A 21610-nucleotide genomic window follows, 5' to 3' on the forward strand; every position below is an offset into this window, starting at 1 on the left:
TTATCTTGTTGTCTTTGTTTTGTTTTTTACGCAATTCGGCCAAGTCGCACCGGACTGCACATGCGGAGGCGGCGGCCGCAGCCCCACGCATGTGCAGATTAAATCACTAATTGGCGAAAGTGGCAAAACAATGGCGCCTTCCGGCCAGCCGTCGGGCCGTGACGGGCATCACCAATGGTTGCTACAGAGACGAAATCAGGGAGCGAGGAACCCGGCTTCCCAGTCGGCAGAGCCGGCACCATGACTTGCGGCATGCGCTTCATAAAGCGCCCGCAGCCGGGCCGCCACCACACCGGGGCCGCCATTGCCGATCAGCTGGCCATCGAGGCTGACCACCGGCATGGCATAGGAGGTGGTCGAAGTGACGAAAGCCTCCTTGGCCGCCCGGGCTTCATCCACCGTGAAGGCCCGGTTTTCGACTTTCAGGCCTTCGCGGCGGGCCAGTTCCAGCACCGCGCTGCGGGTGATGCCGCCCAGGATGGCCGTGCTGAGCGCCCGGGTCACCAGCACGTTGTCCTTGGTCACGATCCAGGCGTTGGACGAACTGCCTTCCGTCACATACCCGTCGCGGTCGACCAGCCAGGCCTCATAGGCCCCGGCCTCCTTCGCCGCCTGCTTGGCCAGCGCGGCCGGCAGCAGCCCGACCGACTTGATGTCGCAGCGGCCCCAGCGGATGTCCGGACGAGTGATCGCCGCCACGCCCTTGGCAGCATTGGCTGCCGCCTTGGTCATGTCGACGCTGCGGGCAATCGCCACCACCGTCGGCGGAATATCGCCGGGGAAAGCGAATTCGCGCCGCGCCGCGCCGCGAGTGATCTGCAGATAGATATTGCCCTGCCTCACCCGGTTGCGGCGGATCGTTTCATTCAGCACCACCGTCAGGGCCGCACGGCTCATGGGATGCGGGATCCGCAATTCATCGAGGCTGCGCTCCAGCCGGACCAGATGCCCTTCCGCATCCACCAGCCGGCCATTCAGGATGGCGATCACCTCGTAGACGCCATCGGCGAACTGGAAGCCGCGGTCCTCGACATGAACGGCGGCCTGGCCGTAGGGAACATACTGGCCGTTGACATAAACGACGCGTGCCATCGCGCATTACCTTTGCTGGGAAATTAAAAGAATTCGAGACGTACGGCGAAGAGTTTTTCGACTTTCTTCACCGCATCGCGGCGCGCGAACAGGATCACCCTGTCGCCGGCCTCGATTTCGCTGTCGCCGCGCGCAATCATCACCCTGTCGCCCCTGATGATGGCGCCGATCATCAGGCCATCGGGAAGATTCAGCTCCGACAATGGACGGCCGACCAACGCACTGGTTTCCACTGCCTCCGCCTCGATCACCTCGGCCGCGCCATCCATCAGCGAATGAACCCCGCGGATGCGGCCGCGCCGCACATGCTGGAGGATGGAGGAGACGGTCGTAGAGCGGGGATTGACCACCACATCGACGCCCAGCGAACCGATCAGTGGTTCGTAGGCCGGATTGTTGACCAGCGTGATCGCCCTTTGTGCACCGGCACGCTTGGCCAGCAGGGACGTCAGGATATTCACTTCGTCGTCGTTGGTCAGCGCGATGATGGCTTCCGCCGCGCCCACCTTCGCCTCGTTCAGAATGTCCATATCGAGGGAATCACCATTCAGCACGACGGCATTCTTGAGCTGCCCGGCGACGAATTCGGCGCGGTCGCGGCTGGCCTCCACCACCTTCAGCAGCACCGAAGGCTGCGCCGCCTCGATTTCGCGCGCCAGGAACATGCCGATATTGCCGCCGCCACAGAGCACGATACGACGGGCTTCGCGTTCCTCGTGGCCGAACAGGCGCATGCCGCGCTGCACATGGTCCTTCAGGGCGCAGAAATAGATTTCGTCGCCGGCCTCGAGGTGGTCGTTGGCGTCCGGCACCAGCAGCGCGCCATTGCGGTTGATGCCGCAGACATTGATCGCCAGATCGGGGAAGAGCCCGGTCAGCTGACGCAACGGCGTGTTCAGGACCGGGCAATCCTCATCGAGGCGCACGCCGATCAGGCGCAACCTGTCGTCGGCAAAGGGGATCATGTCGAACGCTCCCGGCGTCATGATGCGGCGATGAATCGCCCGCGCCACTTCGATCTCGGGAGAAATGATGTAGTCGATTGAAATGTGTTTCTGGTTGAACAGGTCGGCCCATTCCGGCTTCAGATAGCTCTGCGCGCGCACGCGGGCGATCTTGGTCGGCACATTGAACAGGGCATGCGCAACCTCGCAGGCCACCATATTCACCTCGTCGGCGAAGGTGACCGCGATCAGCATGTCTGAATCTGCGGCGCCGGCCTGCTCCAGCACATCGGGATGCGAGGCATGACCGACGATGCCGCGCAGGTCGTAGCTTTCCGCCGCCTTGTTGGCGCGGTCGGACGACACGTCGATCATGGTCACTTCATTGCCATCGGCAGCAAGCTGGCGGGCGATGGTTGTTCCCACCAGGCCGGCGCCGCAAACGATTACCTTCATGGCAAATCCCCGCTCCCGTTATCCGTTGCGGTCGAGATTGATGACGCCCAGAGCCTTCAGCTTGCGGTGCAGCGCCGAACGTTCCATGCCGATGAAACTGGCCGTGCGGGAAACATTGCCGCCGAAACGGGTGATCTGTGCAAGCAGGTATTCCCGCTCGAACATTTCCCGTGCATCGCGCAATGGCAAGGCCATCACTTCTGTCGTCGTTTCAGGCCGCAATGCGACAGGTGGAGTCGCTCCCAGATCGGGAGGCAGCATATCCGCATGGATGGCACCCTTCTGGTCGGCAGGCATCATGATCAGCAGGCGCGCCAGCGCATTGCGCAACTCGCGGACATTGCCGGGCCATTCCGCCGATTGCAGAGCCAGAAGGGCATCTTCCGCCAGTTCACGCTCCGGCACGCCCTGGCGCTGGGCCTCGATACGGATGAAATGACGTGCCAGCAGCGGGATGTCCTCGCGCCGGTCACGCAGGGCAACGACTTTCAGCGGCACGACATTCAGCCGATGAAACAGGTCCTGACGAAAAGCCCCCTGCCCGACGCGTATGGAAAGATCATGCGACGTGCAGGATATGATACGGACGTCAACCTGCACCCGGGTGCGCCCGCCGACACGCTCGAAACCCTGCTCGGTCAGTACGCGCAGCAGCTTGGCCTGGGCCTCGGCCGACATTTCCGCCACTTCGTCGAGGAACAGCGTGCCGCCATGGGCTTCTTCCAGCACGCCGATCTTGTGCTGGCGCTGGCCATTTGTGACCTCCTCGATGCCGAAAAGCTGCGCCTCGACCTGATCGGGCGACATCGCCGCGACATTGAGGCTCACGAAAGGCCCGCCGGCACGCCGAGACCGTTTATGCAGAAGCCGCGCAACGAGTTCCTTGCCGCCGCCAGCCGGCCCGGAAATCAGGACGCGGCTATTGGTGGGCGCAATCCGCTCGATGGCCTGACGCAACGCGACGATGGCAGGTGACGAGCCAACCAGTTCCGAAACGGTCCCGGAACGCTGGCGTAGATCCTCGTTCTCGCGTTTCAGCCGCGCCTGTTCCAATGCACGCTCGACCAGCAGCAGCAACCGGTCGCTCTTGAAAGGCTTCTCGATGTAGTCGTATGCGCCGCGCTTGATTGCCGACACCGCCGTCTCGATGTTGCCATGACCGGAGATCATGATGACCGGCACATTGGCATGGTCCCGCATGATACGGTCCAGTATCTCCAGGCCATCCAGCTTGCTGCCCTGCAGCCAGATATCGAGGATGACCGCGCTGGGGCGGCGCGCCTCGATCTCGCGCAACGCGCCATCGGAGTCGGAAGCCATCCGGGTCTCATAGCCCTCGTCCTGCAGGATGCCTGCAATCAGATTACGGATGTCAGCTTCGTCGTCGACGATAAGAATATCACGCGCCATGACTACTCGATCCCAGCTTGCGAGCCGCTTCCGCATTGGCGGCCGGCTCGGCCGCGTCGGCATTTCCGACAACAAGATGCGGCAAGCGAATCCGCGCCAAACTACCATTTCCCGCAGCGGGATCAACCGCCGCCGCGTCCGTCAGCGTAATGCTGCCGCCATGTTCTTCGATGATTTTCTTGACGATTGCCAATCCGAGCCCGGTGCCCTTGCTACGCGTCGTGACATAGGGCTCGAACAGGCGATCGCGATTCTCGACCGGCAATCCGCGTCCATTGTCCTGCACCGTGATTTCCGCTGCGCCCGCGGCAACCGCGAGCGAAACGGCAATCCGGCCCTGTGGCAGGGCCTCCCCGGCATGCCGCTCGCGCCCATCGATGGCATCGATGGCATTCTGCAGGATGTTGGTCAGCACCTGGGCGATCTGGCGCGCGTCGCAGCTCAGATGGACAGGTTCGGCCGGGATGGAACTTTCGAAACGGATATCGTTGCGCGCCACCTGCTGCATGAATACGCCCTGCCGCACCAGTTGCCCCAAATCCTCCTCCCGATACACCGGCCGCGGCATCCGGGCGAAGGTCGAGAACTCATCGACCATGCGGCCGATATCGCCGACCTGCCGGATGATCGTGTCCGTGCATTGCGAGAAAACCTCCGGGTCGGTCTGCACTTCCTTCAGATACTTGCGCTTGAGCCGCTCGGCGGAAAGCTGGATCGGCGTCAATGGATTCTTGATTTCATGGGCGATGCGGCGCGCGATATCGGCCCAGGCCGCGTTGCGCTGGGCCGCCATCAGTTCGCTGACATCATCGAAAGTCGCCACATACCCCAGCAATTCGTTACCAGTGGATTCGCGGGCAATACGGACCAACAGGGTGCGATTGCCATCGGGCCGCGACACGACGACCTGCCCACGCTCTACGCTCTCATTATCGCCCCTCGCCAAGCGCTGGAACAATTCAGCCATTTCGGGTGCCACTTCGGCAAACGACCGGCCCACCATCTCATCATACGCTTTTTGCAGCATTGCCTGGGCGGACGGATTCGGCAGCGTCACCAAGCCCTGCGGGTCAATGCCGATCACACCGGCGGACACACCGCCCAGCACCGTTTCGGTGAAGCGGCGCCGTTCGTCGAGCTGGCGGTTGGCCGCGATCAGTTCGGCCTGCTGGGCGGCAAGTTGGCCGGTCATGCGATTGAAGGTGCGGCCCAGCGTGGCGATTTCATCACCATCGGCACGTTCTGTCACACGCGCGGTCAGGTCGCCGCTGCGGATTCGCTCGGCTGCGCCCACGACTTCACCGATTGGTGTCACGAGGCGATTGGCAATCAGCAACGCGAACCAGATCGCCGCCAGCAACAGCAGCAGTGAAACCAACAGAAACAGTATGGCGAAATTGATTTCCAGCGCCGAGCGAGCCTGCTCCAGCCGGCTATACTGCTGCGCCGCCATACGAGTCCGCTCCAACTCTCCCAGAACCTTGGCGTCAATGAAACGCCCCACATACAGGTATGCATCCAGATAGGCATCGAGCCTGACCAGCGCCCTGACGCGATCATCCGTTTCCGCCGTGATGATGACCACCTGGCCGGCATTGGCATCCTGGATGGCCCGCGTGGGGATGCGGTCGAACTCCATCAGCAGGCTAAGTTCGTTGCGTGCGAGGATTTCACCGGTCGAGGTAAAAACAATCGCCTCGCCCAGGCCGCGCAGACGGGAAAGCTGGCGGACGGCCTGTTGAAACGCATAAGGGTTGCGCGTCAGGCGCGGCGCTTCGCGGTTGAGATCAACAGCCATGGCCAGCACGTCGGCGCGTATGGTCTTGCGATGCTCCTGGATATAGGCCTCGGCAATGGCCACCGATGCCTTCACCGCCGAGTTCACCCGCTCGCTGAACCATGTCTGCAGGCCGAGATTGAAGAACAGCACGGCGAATACCGTCATCATCACTGTCGGCAGCGCCGTGACGGCGGCGAATAGCATCACCATGCGGGCATGCAGGCGCGAACCGGCCGCGCCGCGCCGCCGCTGCATCCACAACACCACCAGCCGCCGGGCGACCAGGCTGGTCAGGCTCAGCAGGATCACCAGGTCGGTCAGCAGCAGGATCTGAACGTCGCGCGGCGTCAGTTCCCGGTTGGCTCCCGGCGTCATCGCCAGGTAGGTCAGGGTGCCGGCGACAAGAGCGGCAATCGCGAGCGAAATTTCCAGATGGCGGATCAGCCGGCGGCGCCGGAACCAGTCGACCATCCGGCGCAGCAGACGCAGGGCCGGAGGACCCGCCGGCTGCCCGCTGGCAGCATGGATCGTCTCGTCGGTCATGGCTGGTGAATCACGGGCCGGAACATCCGGCGATCATACTCCAGCCCGGTCTGGCTAGCACCAGTCCGGAGACCGCCCTATTTCAGGCCGCGAATCACCTGGATGTTATGATCCCTGATCTTCTTGCGCAGGGTGTTCCGGTTCAGCCCCAGCATGTGGGCCGCCTTGATCTGGTTGCCGCGCGTGGCCGCCAGGCTCAGGGAAATCAGCGGAATTTCCAGTTCGCGCAGCATCCGGTCATACAGGCCCGGGGGCGGCAGGTCATCGCCCTGGGCCGCAAAATACTTGGTCAGGTGCCGTTCGATGGCGCCGGTCAGGGTCTCTTCCTCACCCGGTTCGGCGGGGCGCGGGGCCTGTGGCGGCTCGGCCAGTTCGTTGTCGATCACCTCGATGCCAATGACGTCGTCGGCATAGAGGGCCGCCAGCCGCCGGACCAGGTTTTCCAGTTCGCGCACGTTGCCCGGCCAGCGATAGCGCCGTATCCGCTCCATGGCTTCCGGCGACACCGTCTTGGTCGGCAGCCCCTGCGCCGAGGCCTGGTTCAGGAAATACCGGACCAGGTCGGGGATATCCTCGCTGCGCTCGCGCAGCGGCGGCAGGCGCAACGGCACGACGTTCAGGCGGTAGAACAGATCCTCGCGGAACAATCCCTGATTCACTGCCTGCCGCAGGTCGCGGTTGGTGGCGGCGACGATGCGCACATCGGTGCGGATCGGCGTGCGGCCGCCCACCGTGGTGTACTCGCCCTGCTGCAGCACGCGCAGCAGCCTAGTCTGCGCCTCGATCGGCATGTCGCCGATCTCATCGAGGAACAGCGTGCCGCCCTCGGCCTGCTCGAAACGGCCGGCATAGCGGTTCGCGGCACCGGTGAAGGCGCCCTTCTCATGGCCGAACAATTCGCTTTCGATCAGTTCGCGCGGGATCGCCGCCATGTTGATGGCGACGAAGGGGCCGTTGCGACGCTTGCCATAATCATGCAGGGCGCGCGCGACCAGTTCCTTGCCGGTGCCGGACTCGCCGTAGATCAGCACGGTGAGGTCCGTGCCCATCAGGCGCGCCATCACGCGGTAGATTTCCTGCATCGCCGGCGAACGGCCGATCAGCGGCAGCTTTTCCTCGTCGGCGGCGGCTTCGATGTCTTCCTGCAGGGCCGCCTTCGGCTGGCTCAGGGCGCGCTCGACGACGCGCAGCAACTCCTTCAGGTCGAAGGGCTTGGGCAGGTAGTCATAGGCGCCGCGTTCGGCGGCCTTCACGGCCGTCAGCAGGGTTTTCTGCGCGCTCATCACGATGATGGGCAGATCGGGTCTGATCCGCTTGATGCGCGGCAGAAGATCAAGGCCATTCTCGTCAGGCATCACCACGTCGGTGATGATCAGTTCGCCCTCACCTTCCGATGCCCAACGCCACAGCGTGGCGGCATTGCCGGTCGAGCGCACCTGATAGCCGACCCGGCCCAGCGCCTGATCCAGCACGGTGCGGATCGAGCGGTCGTCGTCGGCGACAAGAATGGTGCCCTTGTTACTCATTCAGACTCTCCGGATGCTTCCACGGCCGGGTTGTGAACCGGCAAACGCGCACTGAAAACGGTACGGCGCGGGCGGCTGTCGCACTCGATCACGCCGCCATGGTCGCCGATGATCTTGGCAACCAATGCAAGACCGAGGCCAGAACCGCTGACCTTGGTTGTCACAAACGGGTCGAACAAGTGCGGCCGGATGTCTTCCGGCACGCCGGGGCCGTTGTCCTGGACCGAGACTTCAAGCGGCAGGTGCAGACGGTCGCGCGAACCGCGCACGGCCAGCCGCACGCCATGGCGGTAGGCGGTGGTCAGCACGATCTCGCCACCCGGATCGTCGCCAACCGCCTCGACGGCGTTTTTCACCAGATTGAGGAAGACCTGCACCAGCTGATCGCGGTTGCCATAGACCGGTGGCAGCGAGGGATCGTAGCGCTCGACGAAACGGACATGCTTGCCGAAGCCCGCCTGCGCCACCTTGCGCACATGCTCCAGCACCTGGTGGATGTTGACCGGGCCGCGCTCGATCGGGCGCTTGTCGGAAAACACCTCCATGCTGTCGACCAGGGCGCAGATACGATCCGTCTCATCGCAGATCAGCCGGGTGAGCTCGCGATCCGCCTGGCTGGCATTCAGCTCCAGCAGCTGCGCTGCGCCACGGATGCCGCTCAAGGGATTCTTCACTTCATGCGCCAGCACGGCGGCCATGCCGGTGACCGAACGCGCTGCCCCGCGATGGGTCAGCGCGCGACCGATCTTCGCCGCCATGCTGCGCTCATCGAAGCGCACGATCACATGATCGGGCGCCTCCGGCACCGGGGAAACCTGCACATCCACCAGACGCTCGCCCAGGCGCGGGGTGCCGAGATCGACATCGTATTCCGACACGCTGTAGCGTTCGCGGAAAACCTGACTGACAAGCTGCAACACCGGGCTGCCGAAGGGCACCAGATCGCGCAGGTTCTGCCGCGCCAGTACGGCAGCGCCAGAGTCGAAAAACTGCTCGGCCGCCGGGTTGGCGTATGTGATGTCGCCCTGCCGGCCGATCACCAGAATGGGGTTCGGAATGGCGCCGAGAACCTGCGTCGCATCGATCGGCGGCGCGACCACCTGGTGTTCAGCCGACTGCATCAGGCCGCCATCCTGTCGAGTTGTGGCGCATAGAAATCACGCACGGCCTGACGGACCTGCGCGGGTTCGTCGATCTGCATGATGCGGGTACGGAACTCGGCCGAGCCGGGCAGGCCCTTGGAATACCAGACCACATGCTTGCGTGCGATCTTCAGGCCTGTCTGCACGCCATAATGCTCAAGCATGGCGTCGTAATGCTCCAGCACCGTATCGCGCTGGTCCTGCAGCGACGGATCGGGCAGGCGTGCGCCGGACTTCAGGAATTCCATCACCTGGCGCAGGAACCACGGACGGCCATAGGCACCACGGCCGATCATCACGCCATCGGCGCCCGATTGCTCCAGTGCATCCCGAGCCTCTTCCAGCGTGGTGATGTCGCCATTCACGATCACCGGGATCGAAACGCTTTCCTTCACCTTGCGCACAAACGCCCAGTCGGCGCGGCCGTTATACATCTGGTTGCGCGTGCGTCCGTGCACGGTAAGCATCCGGATGCCCTCGCCCTCGGCGATACGCGCCAGTTCAGGCGCGTTGCGGTTGGCTTCATCCCAACCAGTGCGCATCTTCAGCGTCACCGGCAGCTTCACGGCCTTCACGGTGGCGGTGAGCAGGCCCTTGGCATGCTGCAGATCGCGCATCAGCGCGGAACCGGCATGGCCGTTCACCACCTTCTTCACCGGGCAGCCCATGTTGATGTCGATGATCGCGGCGCCCTTGTCTTCGTTCAGCCGCGCGGCTTCCGCCATCACATGGCCTTCGCAGCCGGCAAGCTGCACCGACATTGGAAATTCTTCCGGCGCAACCTCGGCCATCTTCAGGGACTGGCGCGATGACCGCACCATGGCCTCCGAGGCGATCATTTCCGACACGACAAGACCCGCTCCGCTGCGTTTCACCAGACGGCGGAACGGCAGATCGGTGACGCCTGACATCGGTGCCAGGATCACAGGGTCTTCAATCGAGACGGGACCAATCTTTATGCTCATTTTTTGCACACATTCCTGAGTGCCCAGTTGTTGTTCACTCTAGGGCCTTTCCTACTGCGCTGCAACATCATTCCGCGACCGGATTAAACCGCACCAGGAAAACGGTACAAAGCCTGACCTTTGCCGGCTTGCGCCGCTCAGGCTAGGGTGCGGCCATGACAGCCACGGCCCTGATCGTCGCCGCCGGCCGGGGAAGCCGGGCCGGCGGAGAGAAACCAAAACAATACCAGATGCTTGGGGGAAAACCCCTCCTCCGGCACAGCATCGATGCCTTCCTAGCGCACGGGGCAATAGCACGGGTCATGGCCGTGATCCACCCCAGTGATATGGATGAGTATCGCGCCGCGACAAAAGGCCTCGAATACGAACCCCGCCTGCTACCGCCCTGCCTGGGCGGCTCGGCCCGACAGGACAGCGTAAGGCTCGGCCTGGAGGCGCTGGCCCATGAACCGCCCTCCTTTGTGCTGATTCATGACGCAGCCCGCCCATTTCTGAGGCAGGACCGGATCGACGCCCTGCTCGACATGCTCAAACAGGCGCCAGGTGCCATTCTGGCCATCCCGGTGGTCGATACCCTGAAGCGGGATGGCCAGGGTCTGGCCCATGGCGGCGTGGAGCGCCAGGGCCTGTGGCGCGCCCAGACCCCGCAGGCTTTCCGCTTCAGCGACATCCTGGCCGCCCATCGCCAGAGTGCCGGCCTCGCCCTCACCGACGATGCGGCCGTGGCCGAGCATGCCGGCCTCGGCGTGCGCCTGGTGCCGGGCATGGAGGAGAACTTCAAGGTGACCGAACCGGCGGATTTCGCCCGCGCCGAACGCCAGCTGCTGATGCAGCTGGCCGATATCCGCACCGGCCAGGGTTTCGATGTGCATGCCTTCAGCGACCAGCCCGGTCGCAAGCTGATGATCGGCGGCATCGAGATCGCCCACGACCGTGGCCTGGCCGGCCATTCCGATGCCGATGTGGCCCTGCATGCTTTGACCGATGCCATCCTCGGCGCATTGGCGGAAGGCGATATCGGCCAGCATTTCCCGCCCTCCGATGCGCGCTGGAAGAATGCCGATTCCGCCGCCTTCCTGCGCCATGCCGCCGACATGGTGGTTCAGCGTGGCGGCATCATCGCCCATTGCGATGTCACGATCATCTGCGAGGCGCCGAAGATCGGCCCGCACCGCGATGCGATCCGCGCGCGCATCGCCGATATCCTCGGCATCGCCATCGACCGCGTGAGCGTGAAGGCGACAACCACGGAAAAGCTTGGCTTCACCGGCCGGCGTGAAGGCATCGCCGCGCAGGCCGTCGCCACGATCCGGCTGCCGGCGTGATGCGCAACATCGCCTTCCTGCTCTGCACCTGGTTCGGCTTGGGCAAGCTGCCGAAAGTGCCGGGCACCTGGGGTTCGGCCGGCGCCCTGCCCTTCGCCTGGGCGCTGCAATCCCTGGGCGGACCATGGTTGCTGGCCGTTGCCGCCATGGCCGTTGCCCTGCTGTCGCTATGGGCCATCCGCCTGTATCTCTCGCATTGGCCGGGCGAAGATCCCGGTGAAATCGTGATCGACGAGGTGGCCGGCCAGTGGCTGACGCTTGTGTTTGTGCCGCTCGATCCTGTGCTCTACCTGATCGGCTTCGTCGTTTTCCGTTTTTTCGACATGACGAAAATCTGGCCGGCCTCCTGGGCCGACCGCAACTTGAGCGGTGCGCCGGGCGTTCTGATCGACGACCTGTTTGCCGGCCTGTATGGCATGGGCGTCATGCTGGCACTGACGTATTACTGGTGGTGACACGATGGACGACACCCTGATCCGACTGGCCGAATCCTTGCTGGCCGAATGCCGCAAGCACAATGCCATGCTGGCCACGGCAGAATCCTGCACCGGCGGCCTGATCGCCGCGACGCTGACCGAAATCGCCGGTTCGTCGGATGTGTTTGAGCGCGGCTTCGTCACCTATTCCAATGCGGCGAAATCGGCCTCACTGGGCGTGCCGGCGGAAATCATCGCCGGCCATGGCGCCGTTTCGGAAGCGGTCGCCCGCGCCATGGCTGAAGGCTGCCTGCGCAAGAGCGAAGCCGACATCGCCATCGCCTGCACCGGCATCGCCGGCCCGGGCGGCGGCAGCGACGAGAAACCGGTGGGGCTGGTGCATATCGCGGTCGCCGGCGCGGGACAGGAAACCATGCACCAGCGCATGACCTATGGCGATATCGGCCGCGCCGCCGTGCGCGCCGCGACAGTCGAAGATGCCCTCACGCTGGCCGGCGAGATGCTGAAGCAGATGGTGGCCGCCGCCGATTAAAGATCGGCCAGCCGCTTAACCTCGCCGGACGCAGCCACAGTTCCCTCGCGCACGAAGCGTTCGTGGTTCTGGTCGATATCGTCCAGGCGATAGAGGTAATTCACCATCATGCCGGCCGACTGTTTCATGCCGTTCTTTGAGCGGTCGCCCAGCCAGTTCAGGCGATGCACGGTCGCGCCGTTGCTCAAATGGAAACGCGCCACCGGATCGCGCGGTTTGCCGCCCTTGTCCTGGGCTGACAGCAGATACCGCGCACACAGCCGCAACAGCACGGGCTTCAGCGCATCGGCCAGGGCCGCATTCTCGGCCCAGCTCCGATCCTGCAACAGGCCCGGCAGCATGCCCTTGGAGAAACGCTGCCCCAGCACCTCGCGCAATGCATCGCGCGCCTTGGCATCCACCAGGTCGGGCGCACCCTCGGCGATGGTCTCGTCCAGCCAGGCGCGGAAACCCGGAATGGGCGACAATGTCGAGAACTGCTTCAGGTTCGGCAGGTCGCGACTCAGGTCATCCACCACGCGCTTGATCAGGAAATTGCCGAAGGAAATGCCGCGCAGGCCGGTCTGCGTGTTCGAGATCGAGTAGAAGATCGCCGTATCCGCCTCGCGCGCATCCATCACCGGCTGGGTCTGGTCGAGCAGCGCCTGCACATTGCCGGCGATGCCCTTCACCAGCGCCACCTCCACGAAGATCAGCGGTTCCAGCGGCATGCGCGGATGGAAGAAGGCATAACAGCGCCGGTCGGCATCCAGCCGGTTGCGCAGGTCGTCCCAGCTTTCGATGGCATGCACGGCTTCGTAGGCGATCAGCTTTTCCAGCAACGCCGCCGGGCTGTTCCAGGAAATACGCTGCAGCTCCAGGAAACCCACATCGAACCAGGCGATGAACAGGTCTTCCAGGTCGGCATCCACGATGGCCAGTTCCGGCGCCTCCTTGCGGAAGCGCAGGGCATCGGCGCGCAGGTCGACCAGGAATTTCACGCCCTGCGGCAAAGCCGTGAACTGGGTCAGCAATCGCTGCCGCGGCGGCGTCAGGGCCTGCCGCAGCTTGCGTTCGGCCTTGTGCCGTGCCGCCGGGTCGGCGGCCTGCTGCATGTCCGCGATTTTTTTATCCAGCAGGCCGGGATCGGCACCGAAGCCGCCGGCAAGCACCTTCAGGAAGCTCACCTTCCCGGCATCGTTCAGCCCCAGGTAAAGCCGGCCCAGGGCCGCCGCGCGGGCACGCGCGGAAACCTCGCCGCCGCGGGCTTCCAGGCAGTCGTTGAACAGGCCGCGCAGGCGTTCGATATCCCGGGCATCCAGTTCCCCGCTGCGGCCGAGCTGGGCCGTCTCGTCGCCGCCGGCAATGCCGCGCCAGGCACCGACCAGGCTGCGTAAACCGCGCTCCAGCAGGGTGCCGGACATCGAGATGTTGGGAAGTGTCGGCAAGGCAACCATCGGACTCTCCGTTCGGGGCCCGGATGTAACGTCCGGGACGTTTCAGAGTGCCGTTATCGTAGCACCGGGCGCGAGGGATAATCCATTCTCGCCGTAAAGCTGCCGCGCCCTTGTCTCAAAGGCGCCGACCATGCGCTTGACGGCCTCGTTGAACAGCAGCTCGATGGTTTTCTGCAGCAGTTTGGAGCGGAATTCGAAATCGACATAAAAATCGATCTCGCAGCCCTGGGGATGCGGCCGAAATATCCAGTGGTTCTTCAGGTATTTGAACGGGCCGTCGGTGTATTCCACGTCGATCCGCTTGGCTTCCGGGTTCAGCGTCACACGCGATGTGAAGCGTTCGCGGAACATTTTGAAACCGATGATCAGGTCGGCCACCATCAGCCGCTCGCTGCGTTCGCGGATGCGCGCGCCCAGGCACCAGGGCAGGAATTTCGGGTAATGCTCCACGCCGGCCACCAGCGCATAAAGCTGGTCCGGCGTGTATGGCAGGATGCGTTTCTCGGCGTGGGTGGGCACGGCCCGGTCAGGCTCCGGCCTGTGCCAGCCGTGCGGCGCGGTTCGCCTTCAGCCGGGCGAAATCGGCACCGGCATGATGCGACGAGCGGGTCAGTGGCGAAGCCGAGACCATCAGGAAGCCCTTGGAATTGGCAATCGTCGTATAGGAGGCGAACTCGTCCGGCGTGACGAAGCTTTTCACCTCGGCATGCTTGCGGGTCGGCTGCAGGTATTGCCCAATGGTCAGGAAATCCACATCGGCGGCGCGCAGGTCGTCCATCACCTGCATGATCTCGATCTTCTCCTCGCCCAGGCCGACCATCAGGCCGGACTTGGTGAACATCGCGGGATCGAGTTCCTTCACTTTCGCCAGAAGCTGCAGCGAGGCGAAATAGCGCGCGCCGGGGCGGATGGTGGGATAGAGCCGCGGCACGGTCTCGAGGTTGTGGTTGAACACATCCGGCTTTGCGGCCACCACGGCCTCGATGGCGCCGGGCTTGCGGATGAAATCGGGCGTCAGGATCTCGATCGTGGTGCCGGGCGAGGCCTTGCGGATTTCCTCGATGGTGCGCACGAACTGCGAGGCGCCGCCATCGGCCAGGTCGTCGCGGTCGACCGAGGTGATCACCACATGGTGCAGGCCGAGCTGACCCACCGCCTCGGCCACATGCTGGGGCTCGTCGGCATCCACCGCCAGCGGCTTGCCGGTGGCGACGTTGCAGAAGGAGCAGGCCCGGGTGCAGATCGCGCCCAGGATCATGAAGGTGGCGTGCTTCTGCTTCCAGCATTCGCCCAGGTTCGGGCAGGCCGCTTCCTCGCAGACGGTGTGCAGTTTCAGGTCGCGCATCAGCCGGCGCGTCTCGGCCGCCTCCTCCGAGGTCGGTGCCTTGACGCGGATCCAGTCCGGCTTGCGCAGCACCGGCTTGTCGGGCTTGTGCGCCTTCTCGGGGTGACGGACGGGAACGGGATGGATGTTGACGACCACGATTGCAAAACCTTCTGCCAACCTCGGGGATTGAGGTAGCGCGGGCCCAGTATACAGAAAAGCCCCCGCCCCCGCACCTGACGGCAAAATGCTAGTAATTCAGCGCCTTGCCATACGCATCCAGCACCGATTCATGCATCATTTCCGACAGGGTTGGATGCGGGAAGATGGCATGCATCAGCTCGGCCTCGGTGGTCTCCAGGGTCTTGGCGATGCCGAAGCCCTGGATCATCTCGGTCACTTCGGCGCCGATCATATGCGCGCCGAGCAGCTCGCCGGTCTTGGCGTCGAACACGGTCTTGACCAGACCTTCCGGCTCGCCCAGCGCAATGGCCTTGCCGTTGGCGAGGAAGGGATAGCGCCCCACCCGCACCTCATGCCCCTTCGCCTTGGCGGCCGCTTCGGTGAGGCCCACGCTGGCGATCTGCGGCGTGCAATAGGTGCAGCCGGGGATGTTGCTCACATTCAGCGGATGCACGTCCTTCACGCCGGCGATCTTCTCGACGCAGATCACGCCTTCATGGCCGGCCTTGTGCGCCAGCCAGGGCGGACCGGTCAGGTCACCGATGGCATAGATGCCGGGCTCTGCCGTGCGGCTGTATTCATCGATCACCACATGGGTCTTCTCGACCTTCACCTTGGTGGTCTCCAGGCCGATATTCTCGACATTGCCGACGATGCCGACGGCCAGGATCACGCGCTCGACGGTGATCTGGCTTTCCTTGCCGGCCTTGTCCTTCAGCGTCGCCGTCACGCTGTCGGCGCCTTTCTTGAGCGCCGTAACGGTTGTGCCGGTGAAGATCTTCATGCCCTGCTTCTCGAAGGCCTTCTTGGCCAGGCCGGAGATTTCCTCGTCTTCCACCGGCAGCACACGATCCATCACCTCAACGACCGTCACCTCGGCGCCGAGCGTGCGGTAGAAGCTGGCGAATTCGATGCCGATGGCGCCTGAGCCGATCACCAGCAATGATTTCGGCAGGGCCGGCGGCACCATGGCTTCCTTGTAGGTCCAGACCAGCTTGCCATCCGGCTCCAGGCCGGGCAGCGCGCGGGCGCGGGCACCGGTGGCAAGGATGATGTGCTTGGCGGTCAGGTCCGCGACCGGCTTGCCATCTTTGGTCACCTTGACCTTGCCGGCACCATTCAGCGTGCCATGGCCGTCGAACACCGTGACCTTGTTCTTTTTCATCAGGTGCTTCACGCCGCCGGAAAGCTGCGCCGCCACCTTGCGCGACCGTTCCACCACCTTGGCGGCATTGATCGTCACCTTGCCCTCGACCGTGAAACCGAAGGCCTCGGCATGCTTGATGTTGGAATAGATCTCGGCCGAGCGCAGCAAGGCCTTGGTCGGGATGCAGCCCCAGTTCAGGCAGATGCCGCCCAGATGCTCGCGCTCGATGATCGCCGTCTTCATCCCAAGCTGGGAAGCGCGGATCGCCGTGGTGTAACCGCCCGGGCCGCTGCCGACCACGATCACATCGAAACTGGTGTCAGACATGGTGGCTCTCCTCAGACAGAGCGGGTAATGCCGCCGTCGACGCGGATATTCTGGCCGGTGATGTAGCTCGCCTGTTCCGATAGCAGGAAGGCGACCGTGTCGGCGATCTCGCGCACCGTGCCGTAACGCTTCATCGGAATACGCGCCACGCGCTGTTCCTTGGCCGGCAGGCTGTCGATGAAGCCGGGCAGCACGTTGTTCATGCGGATGCCCTGTGCGGCATACTGGTCGGCATAGACTTTCGAGAAAGCCGCCACCGCCGCGCGCACCGGCCCGGAAATCGGAAAATCGGCCTCGGGCTCGAAAGTGGCATAGGTGAGCAGGTTCACGAAGGCGCCCTTGCCCTGTTTGAGCATCACCGGCGTCACCAGTCGCACCATGCGGATCACCGCCAGATGCACCAGCTCGAAACCGGTGAGCCAGGCGGCATCGTCCAGATCCAGCAGCGCGCCCTTGGGCGGATGCCCGGTGTTGTTCACCACCGCGTCGATGCGGCCGTACTTATCCAGCGTCAGGTCGACCAACGCCTTGATATCTTCGGCCTTGGCATTCGAACCGTTGACGCCGACACCACCCAGGCTCTCGGCCAGCGTCTTGGCCGCGCCGGACGGCGACATGGCCGCCACGCGATAGCCGTCGGCGGCGAGCTTCTTCAGGATGCCCGCGCCCATGCCCTTACCGGCGCCGGTGACGATAGCGACCTTCTCCGTCATTGCCGTCGCCTCACAGCAGCATGGTCAGCGGGTCGTCGATGAAGCCCTTGAAGGCCTGCAGGAACTGCGCGCCCACCGCGCCATCCACCGCGCGGTGATCGACCGACAGCGTGCAGGTCATGATCGTGGCCGGCACGATCTGGCCGTTTTTCACCACCGGACGCTGCTCGCCCATGCCGATGGCGAGGATGCAGCCCTGCGGTGGATTGATCACCGCTTCGAACTGCTTCACGCCGAACATGCCGAGATTGGAGATCGAGAAGGTGCCGCCCTGGTATTCGTCAGGCTTGAGCTTGCCATCCCTTGCCCGCGCCGCGAGATCCTTCATCTCGCCGGCAATCTGGGTCAGGCCCTTGGCTTCAGCCTGCTTGATGATCGGCGTGATCAGGCCGTTCGGCGTGGCCACCGCCACCGAAATATCGGCATGCTCGTAATACATCATGCCGCTGTCATCATAGCTGGCATTGGCCTCGGGCACTTTCTTCAGCGCCAGCGCCACCGCGCGGATGACAAAATCGTTCACGCTGATCTTGGTATCTGTCTTGTCGTTGAGCCGCTTGCGCAGACTCAGCAGCTCGTCGATCTCGGTGTCGATGGTGAGATAGAAATGCGGCACCGTCTGCTTGGACTCGGTCAGGCGGCGCGCGATGGTCTTGCGCATGCCTGAAAGCGGCTCGAGCCGGTAGGGCATCTTGAGCAGGTCGGCGAGCTGACGTGCACCCGGGCCGGATGCGACCGGCGCGGCCGCTGCCTTCGCGGCTGGGGCGGCGGCGCCTTTCGGTGCTTTCTCCACATCGGCCTTCACGATGCGGCCATGCGGGCCGCTGCCCGTCACGGCTTTCAGGTCGATATTGTTCTGCTGGGCAATGCGGCGCGCCAGCGGCGAAGCGAAGACGCGGTCGCCGCTTTTCGCAGCGGGCGCCGCGGCAGGCGCTGGTGCAGCCGCCGGCTTGGCCGGTGCTGTCGGCACGGCAGGCGCGGCGGCAGCCGGCTTGGCGGCAGGCTGGGCTGCCGGAGCCGCCTTCACGTCGGAAGCGCTTTCACCCTCTTCCAGCAGCACGGCAATCGGCGTGTTCACGGCAACGCCCTCGGTGCCCTCGGGCACCAGGATCTTGCCGATCTTGCCTTCATCCACGGCCTCGAATTCCATCGTGGCCTTGTCGGTCTCGATCTCAGCCATGATGTCGCCGGCCTTGACCGTGTCGCCTTCCTTGACCAGCCACTTGCCCAGCTTGCCCTCGGTCATGGTGGGCGACAGGGCGGGCATCAGGATTTCTATCGGCATGATGCGCCTCCCGTTCAGCGGTAACAGACGGCCTTGGCCGCCTGCACGATCTCGTCCACCGTCACCAGCGCCAGCTTTTCCAGGTTGGCGGCATAGGGCATCGGCACGTCCTTGCCGGTAACGCGGGTGACCGGTGCGTCGAGATAGTCGAAGGCGGCTTCCATGATCGCCGCCGAGATTTCGGCGCCGACACCCGATTGCGGGAAGCCTTCTTCCACGGTGACCAGGCGGTTGGTCTTCTGCACCGACTTCACGATGGTTTCCTTGTCCATCGGGCGGATGGTGCGCAAATCGATCACCTCGGCCTCGATGCCTTCGGCGGCCAGCTTCTCGGCGGCAGCCAGCGCATGGCCGACGGCAATCGAATAGCCCACCAGCGTCACGTCCTTGCCCTCGCGGGCGATGCGCGCCTTGCCGATCGGCACGACGTAATCGTCCAGCTTCGGCACCTCGAAGCTGCGGCCGTAAAGGATTTCGTTTTCCAGGAACACGACCGGATTCGGGTCGCGGATGGCGGCCTTGATCAGGCCCTTGAAGTCGGCCGCCGAATACGGCGCCACAACCTTCAGGCCCGGGATATGCGAATACCAGGCGGCATAGCACTGGCTGTGCTGCGCGGCGACGCGGGCGGCGGCGCCGTTCGGGCCGCGGAACACGATGGGGCAGCCCATCTGGCCGCCGGACATATACAATGTCTTGGCTGCCGAGTTGACGATCTGGTCGATGGCCTGCATCGAGAAATTGAAGGTCATGAACTCGACGATGGGCCGCAGGCCGCCGAAGGCGGCGCCAACGCCCAGGCCGGCGAAACCCTGCTCGGTGATCGGCGTATCGATCACGCGGTCGGGCCCGAATTCATCCAGCATGCCCTGGCTGATCTTGTAGGCACCCTGGTACTGCGCCACTTCCTCGCCCATCAGGAACACGCGCGGATCGCGGCGCATCTCTTCCGACATGCCCTCGCGGATCGCCTCGCGCACCGTCATGGTGACGAATTCGGTGCCGGCTGGAATGGCCGGATCCTTCAACTCCGGCGCCGGTGTCTTTGCCGCGGCGACGGCGGATTCCTTCGCCGATGTCTCCTCAGGCTGTTTCTTTTCGCCGGCCGGCTGTTTCGCCGCCGTCGCAGGCGCCGACTGCGCGGGTGTAGCGCCCGCCTTTTCGTCTTCGCCACGCAGCTTGGCAATCGGCGTGTTCACCGCAACGCCTTCGGTGCCTTCCGGCACCAGAATCTTTTCGATCACGCCTTCATCGACCGCCTCGAATTCCATCGTGGCCTTGTCGGTCTCGATCTCGGCCATGATGTCGCCGGCTTTCACGGTGTCGCCTTCACGCACGAACCATTTGGCCAGCTTGCCTTCCGTCATGGTCGGCGACAGGGCGGGCATCAGAATCTCGATGGACATCTTCAAATCCTCCCGACCCGCTCAGGCTTCCACATACACATCGGTCCAGAGTTCCGACGGATCGGGCTCCGGGCTTTCCTGTGCGAAGTCAGCGGCCTTCTGGACGATGTCCTTCACTTCCTTGTCGATGGCCTTCAGCGCATCTTCATCGGCCAGCTTGTTGCCCAGTAGCATGCTGCGCACCTGATCGATCGGATCATGCTCCGAGCGCATCTTGCTGACCTCGTCTTTGGAGCGGTATTTCTGCGGATCGGACATCGAATGGCCGCGATAGCGGTAGGTCATCATTTCAAGAATGATCGGGCCCTTGCCGGCGCGGCAATGGGCCACGGCTTCCTCGCCGGCCTCCTTCACCGCCAGCACGTTCATGCCATCGACCTGGCGGCCGGGCAGACCGAAGCTTTCGCCACGCTTGTACAAGGCCGGCTGCGCCGAGGACCGCGTGATCGCGGTACCCATGGCATACTGGTTGTTCTCGATCACGTAGATGACCGGCAGTTTCCACAACTCGGCCATATTGAAGCTCTCGTAGACCTGGCCCTGGTTGGCCGAGCCGTCGCCGAAATAGCAGAAGGTGACATTGTCGGTCTTGTTGTACTTCTGGGCGAAGGCCAGGCCGGTGCCCAGCGGCACCTGCGCGCCGACGATGCCGTGGCCGCCGTAGAAATGCTTCTCGCGGCTGAACATGTGCATCGAGCCGCCCTTGCCCTTGGAATAGCCGCCGATGCGCCCGGTCAGTTCGGCCATCACGCCGCCGGCATCCATGCCGGTGGCCAGCATGTGGCCGTGGTCGCGGTAAGAGGTGATGACGGCATCGCCCAGCTTGGCGCAGGCCTGCAGGCCGACCACGACGGCTTCCTGGCCGATATAGAGGTGGCAGAAACCACCGATCAGGCCCATGCCGTATAGCTGGCCGGCCTTCTCCTCGAAGCGGCGGATCAGCAGCATGTCGCGGTAATAGCGGAGCATCTCGTCGGCGGGCGGCAGTTTCGCCTTCTTGCCCGCGGCGGATTCACCCGCCTTGCCCGGTTTCGCCATGGTTTTCCTCCCGACTTCCCTTACGGCATTGCCTGATCAATACCACCGATGGAAGGGGAAGATGGAGGCTAACTTTAGTTAAAACAATGGTTTTTCGATAATTAACTTGATTTCAGTTAATTCAGGTAATTCCGTTTCCCGGAACCCCGGCTTCAGCGTCCGAGAATTACCAGATCGCCCGGCCGGACCAGCCCGAGCACCCGGCGCGCCTGCTCGTCCAGCATGTCGGCATCCAGTCCGTCGGCCGACAGCAGCGCGACCCGGGCCTCCAGCGTCCGCCGTTCGGCCGTCACCTCGGCCAGGGCGGCCTGGGTATCCTGGATCTGCAAGGTCAGCCGGGTATAGGCATTGATGCCGTGTTCGCCTTCCATGGCATGATAGGCGAAATAGCCGATGGCGGCGAAACAGATCACCGGAATGATGGCTGCCAGGGAGTGACGGCGGATTTCGTATAGGGCACTCATGCGATTCGCAGCGAATCACATCCGAGTCGCGGGGTCAACGCGTTTCCGAGTCGCGCGCCCGATTCTCGCCAAGGAGTCAAAGAATTAGATGAAATTTCGGCATTCCGGCCGCAACTGCCCTTTCCTTGCCCCAAC

Annotated in this window: 19 protein-coding genes; 3 read left to right on the forward strand and 16 right to left on the reverse strand. The window is 63.8% G+C overall.

Annotated elements, in window-relative coordinates; all coding sequences use genetic code 11:
- Nucleotides 1-195: 195 nt before the first annotated feature.
- From ACK4FJ_RS00345 to dusB, 7 genes are all read right to left on the reverse strand, one after another.
- Nucleotides 196-1092, reverse strand: a complete 897-nt coding sequence (locus tag ACK4FJ_RS00345; RefSeq protein ID WP_409762284.1) for a D-amino-acid transaminase — start codon at nt 1090-1092, stop codon at nt 196-198.
- A gap of 23 nt (nt 1093-1115) precedes the next feature.
- Nucleotides 1116-2492: a Trk system potassium transporter TrkA gene (gene trkA, locus ACK4FJ_RS00350; protein ID WP_409762287.1), complete on the reverse strand. Its 1377-nt coding sequence runs from the start codon at nt 2490-2492 to the stop codon at nt 1116-1118.
- A gap of 18 nt (nt 2493-2510) precedes the next feature.
- Nucleotides 2511-3902 (reverse strand): sigma-54-dependent transcriptional regulator, encoded by a 1392-nt coding sequence (locus ACK4FJ_RS00355; protein WP_409762290.1) that lies wholly within the window; start codon nt 3900-3902, stop codon nt 2511-2513.
- Nucleotides 3892-6225: an ATP-binding protein gene (locus ACK4FJ_RS00360; protein ID WP_409762293.1), complete on the reverse strand. Its 2334-nt coding sequence runs from the start codon at nt 6223-6225 to the stop codon at nt 3892-3894. Before ACK4FJ_RS00360 ends, ACK4FJ_RS00355 begins: the two co-directional genes overlap by 11 nt.
- A gap of 77 nt (nt 6226-6302) precedes the next feature.
- Nucleotides 6303-7751 (reverse strand): nitrogen regulation protein NR(I), encoded by a 1449-nt coding sequence (gene ntrC / locus ACK4FJ_RS00365; protein WP_409762296.1) that lies wholly within the window; start codon nt 7749-7751, stop codon nt 6303-6305.
- Entirely contained in the window at nt 7748-8872 is a 1125-nt protein-coding gene (locus ACK4FJ_RS00370) for a two-component system sensor histidine kinase NtrB (protein WP_409762299.1), read from the reverse strand. Before ACK4FJ_RS00370 ends, ntrC begins: the two co-directional genes overlap by 4 nt.
- Complete coding sequence (dusB, locus tag ACK4FJ_RS00375) at nt 8872-9858, reverse strand: tRNA dihydrouridine synthase DusB (RefSeq protein WP_409762302.1); 987 nt, start codon at nt 9856-9858, stop codon at nt 8872-8874. Before dusB ends, ACK4FJ_RS00370 begins: the two co-directional genes overlap by 1 nt.
- Before the next feature lie 155 nt (nt 9859-10013).
- Here dusB and ACK4FJ_RS00380 point away from each other — a divergent pair, with 155 nt between their 5' ends.
- From ACK4FJ_RS00380 to ACK4FJ_RS00390, 3 genes are read left to right on the forward strand one after another with little or no spacing between them, the layout of a single operon-like run.
- Nucleotides 10014-11183, forward strand: a complete 1170-nt coding sequence (locus tag ACK4FJ_RS00380) for a bifunctional 2-C-methyl-D-erythritol 4-phosphate cytidylyltransferase/2-C-methyl-D-erythritol 2,4-cyclodiphosphate synthase (protein ID WP_409762305.1) — start codon at nt 10014-10016, stop codon at nt 11181-11183.
- Nucleotides 11183-11638, forward strand: coding sequence for a phosphatidylglycerophosphatase A (locus tag ACK4FJ_RS00385; RefSeq protein WP_409762308.1), 456 nt, complete (start codon nt 11183-11185; stop codon nt 11636-11638). Before ACK4FJ_RS00380 ends, ACK4FJ_RS00385 begins: the two co-directional genes overlap by 1 nt.
- A gap of 4 nt (nt 11639-11642) precedes the next feature.
- On the forward strand, nt 11643-12152 hold the full coding sequence (locus ACK4FJ_RS00390) for a CinA family protein (RefSeq protein WP_409762311.1): 510 nt from the start codon (nt 11643-11645) through the stop codon (nt 12150-12152).
- Here ACK4FJ_RS00390 and ACK4FJ_RS00395 read toward each other — a convergent pair.
- The 9 genes from ACK4FJ_RS00395 to ACK4FJ_RS00435 form a co-directional block, all read right to left on the reverse strand.
- Nucleotides 12149-13588 carry a malonyl-CoA decarboxylase gene (locus ACK4FJ_RS00395; protein ID WP_409762314.1) on the reverse strand — a complete coding sequence of 480 codons (1440 nt, stop codon included), beginning with the start codon at nt 13586-13588 and terminating at the stop codon, nt 12149-12151. The genes ACK4FJ_RS00390 and ACK4FJ_RS00395 overlap by 4 nt on opposite strands.
- A 42-nt stretch (nt 13589-13630) precedes the next feature.
- Complete coding sequence (locus tag ACK4FJ_RS00400; protein ID WP_409762317.1) at nt 13631-14107, reverse strand: type II toxin-antitoxin system RatA family toxin; 477 nt, start codon at nt 14105-14107, stop codon at nt 13631-13633.
- Between the two features lie 7 nt (nt 14108-14114).
- Nucleotides 14115-15071 carry a lipoyl synthase gene (gene lipA, locus ACK4FJ_RS00405; RefSeq protein WP_409762320.1) on the reverse strand — a complete coding sequence of 319 codons (957 nt, stop codon included), beginning with the start codon at nt 15069-15071 and terminating at the stop codon, nt 14115-14117.
- Between the two features lie 91 nt (nt 15072-15162).
- Entirely contained in the window at nt 15163-16569 is a 1407-nt protein-coding gene (gene lpdA / locus ACK4FJ_RS00410) for a dihydrolipoyl dehydrogenase (protein ID WP_409762323.1), read from the reverse strand.
- 11 nt (nt 16570-16580) lie between these two features.
- Complete coding sequence (locus tag ACK4FJ_RS00415) at nt 16581-17282, reverse strand: SDR family oxidoreductase (RefSeq protein ID WP_409762326.1); 702 nt, start codon at nt 17280-17282, stop codon at nt 16581-16583.
- Between the two features lie 10 nt (nt 17283-17292).
- Complete coding sequence (locus ACK4FJ_RS00420) at nt 17293-18567, reverse strand: pyruvate dehydrogenase complex dihydrolipoamide acetyltransferase (RefSeq protein WP_409762329.1); 1275 nt, start codon at nt 18565-18567, stop codon at nt 17293-17295.
- A gap of 14 nt (nt 18568-18581) precedes the next feature.
- A complete protein-coding gene (locus ACK4FJ_RS00425) occupies nt 18582-19973 on the reverse strand; it encodes a pyruvate dehydrogenase complex E1 component subunit beta (RefSeq protein WP_409762332.1) in 1392 nt (463 codons plus the stop codon).
- Between the two features lie 21 nt (nt 19974-19994).
- Entirely contained in the window at nt 19995-21011 is a 1017-nt protein-coding gene (gene pdhA / locus ACK4FJ_RS00430) for a pyruvate dehydrogenase (acetyl-transferring) E1 component subunit alpha (RefSeq protein ID WP_409762335.1), read from the reverse strand.
- A gap of 152 nt (nt 21012-21163) precedes the next feature.
- Entirely contained in the window at nt 21164-21475 is a 312-nt protein-coding gene (locus ACK4FJ_RS00435) for an FtsB family cell division protein (protein WP_409762338.1), read from the reverse strand.
- Nucleotides 21476-21610: the final 135 nt, after the last annotated feature.

It is taken from the genome of Ferrovibrio sp. (assembly GCF_046297595.1).
In the GTDB taxonomy this organism is placed as follows: domain Bacteria; phylum Pseudomonadota; class Alphaproteobacteria; order Ferrovibrionales; family Ferrovibrionaceae; genus Ferrovibrio.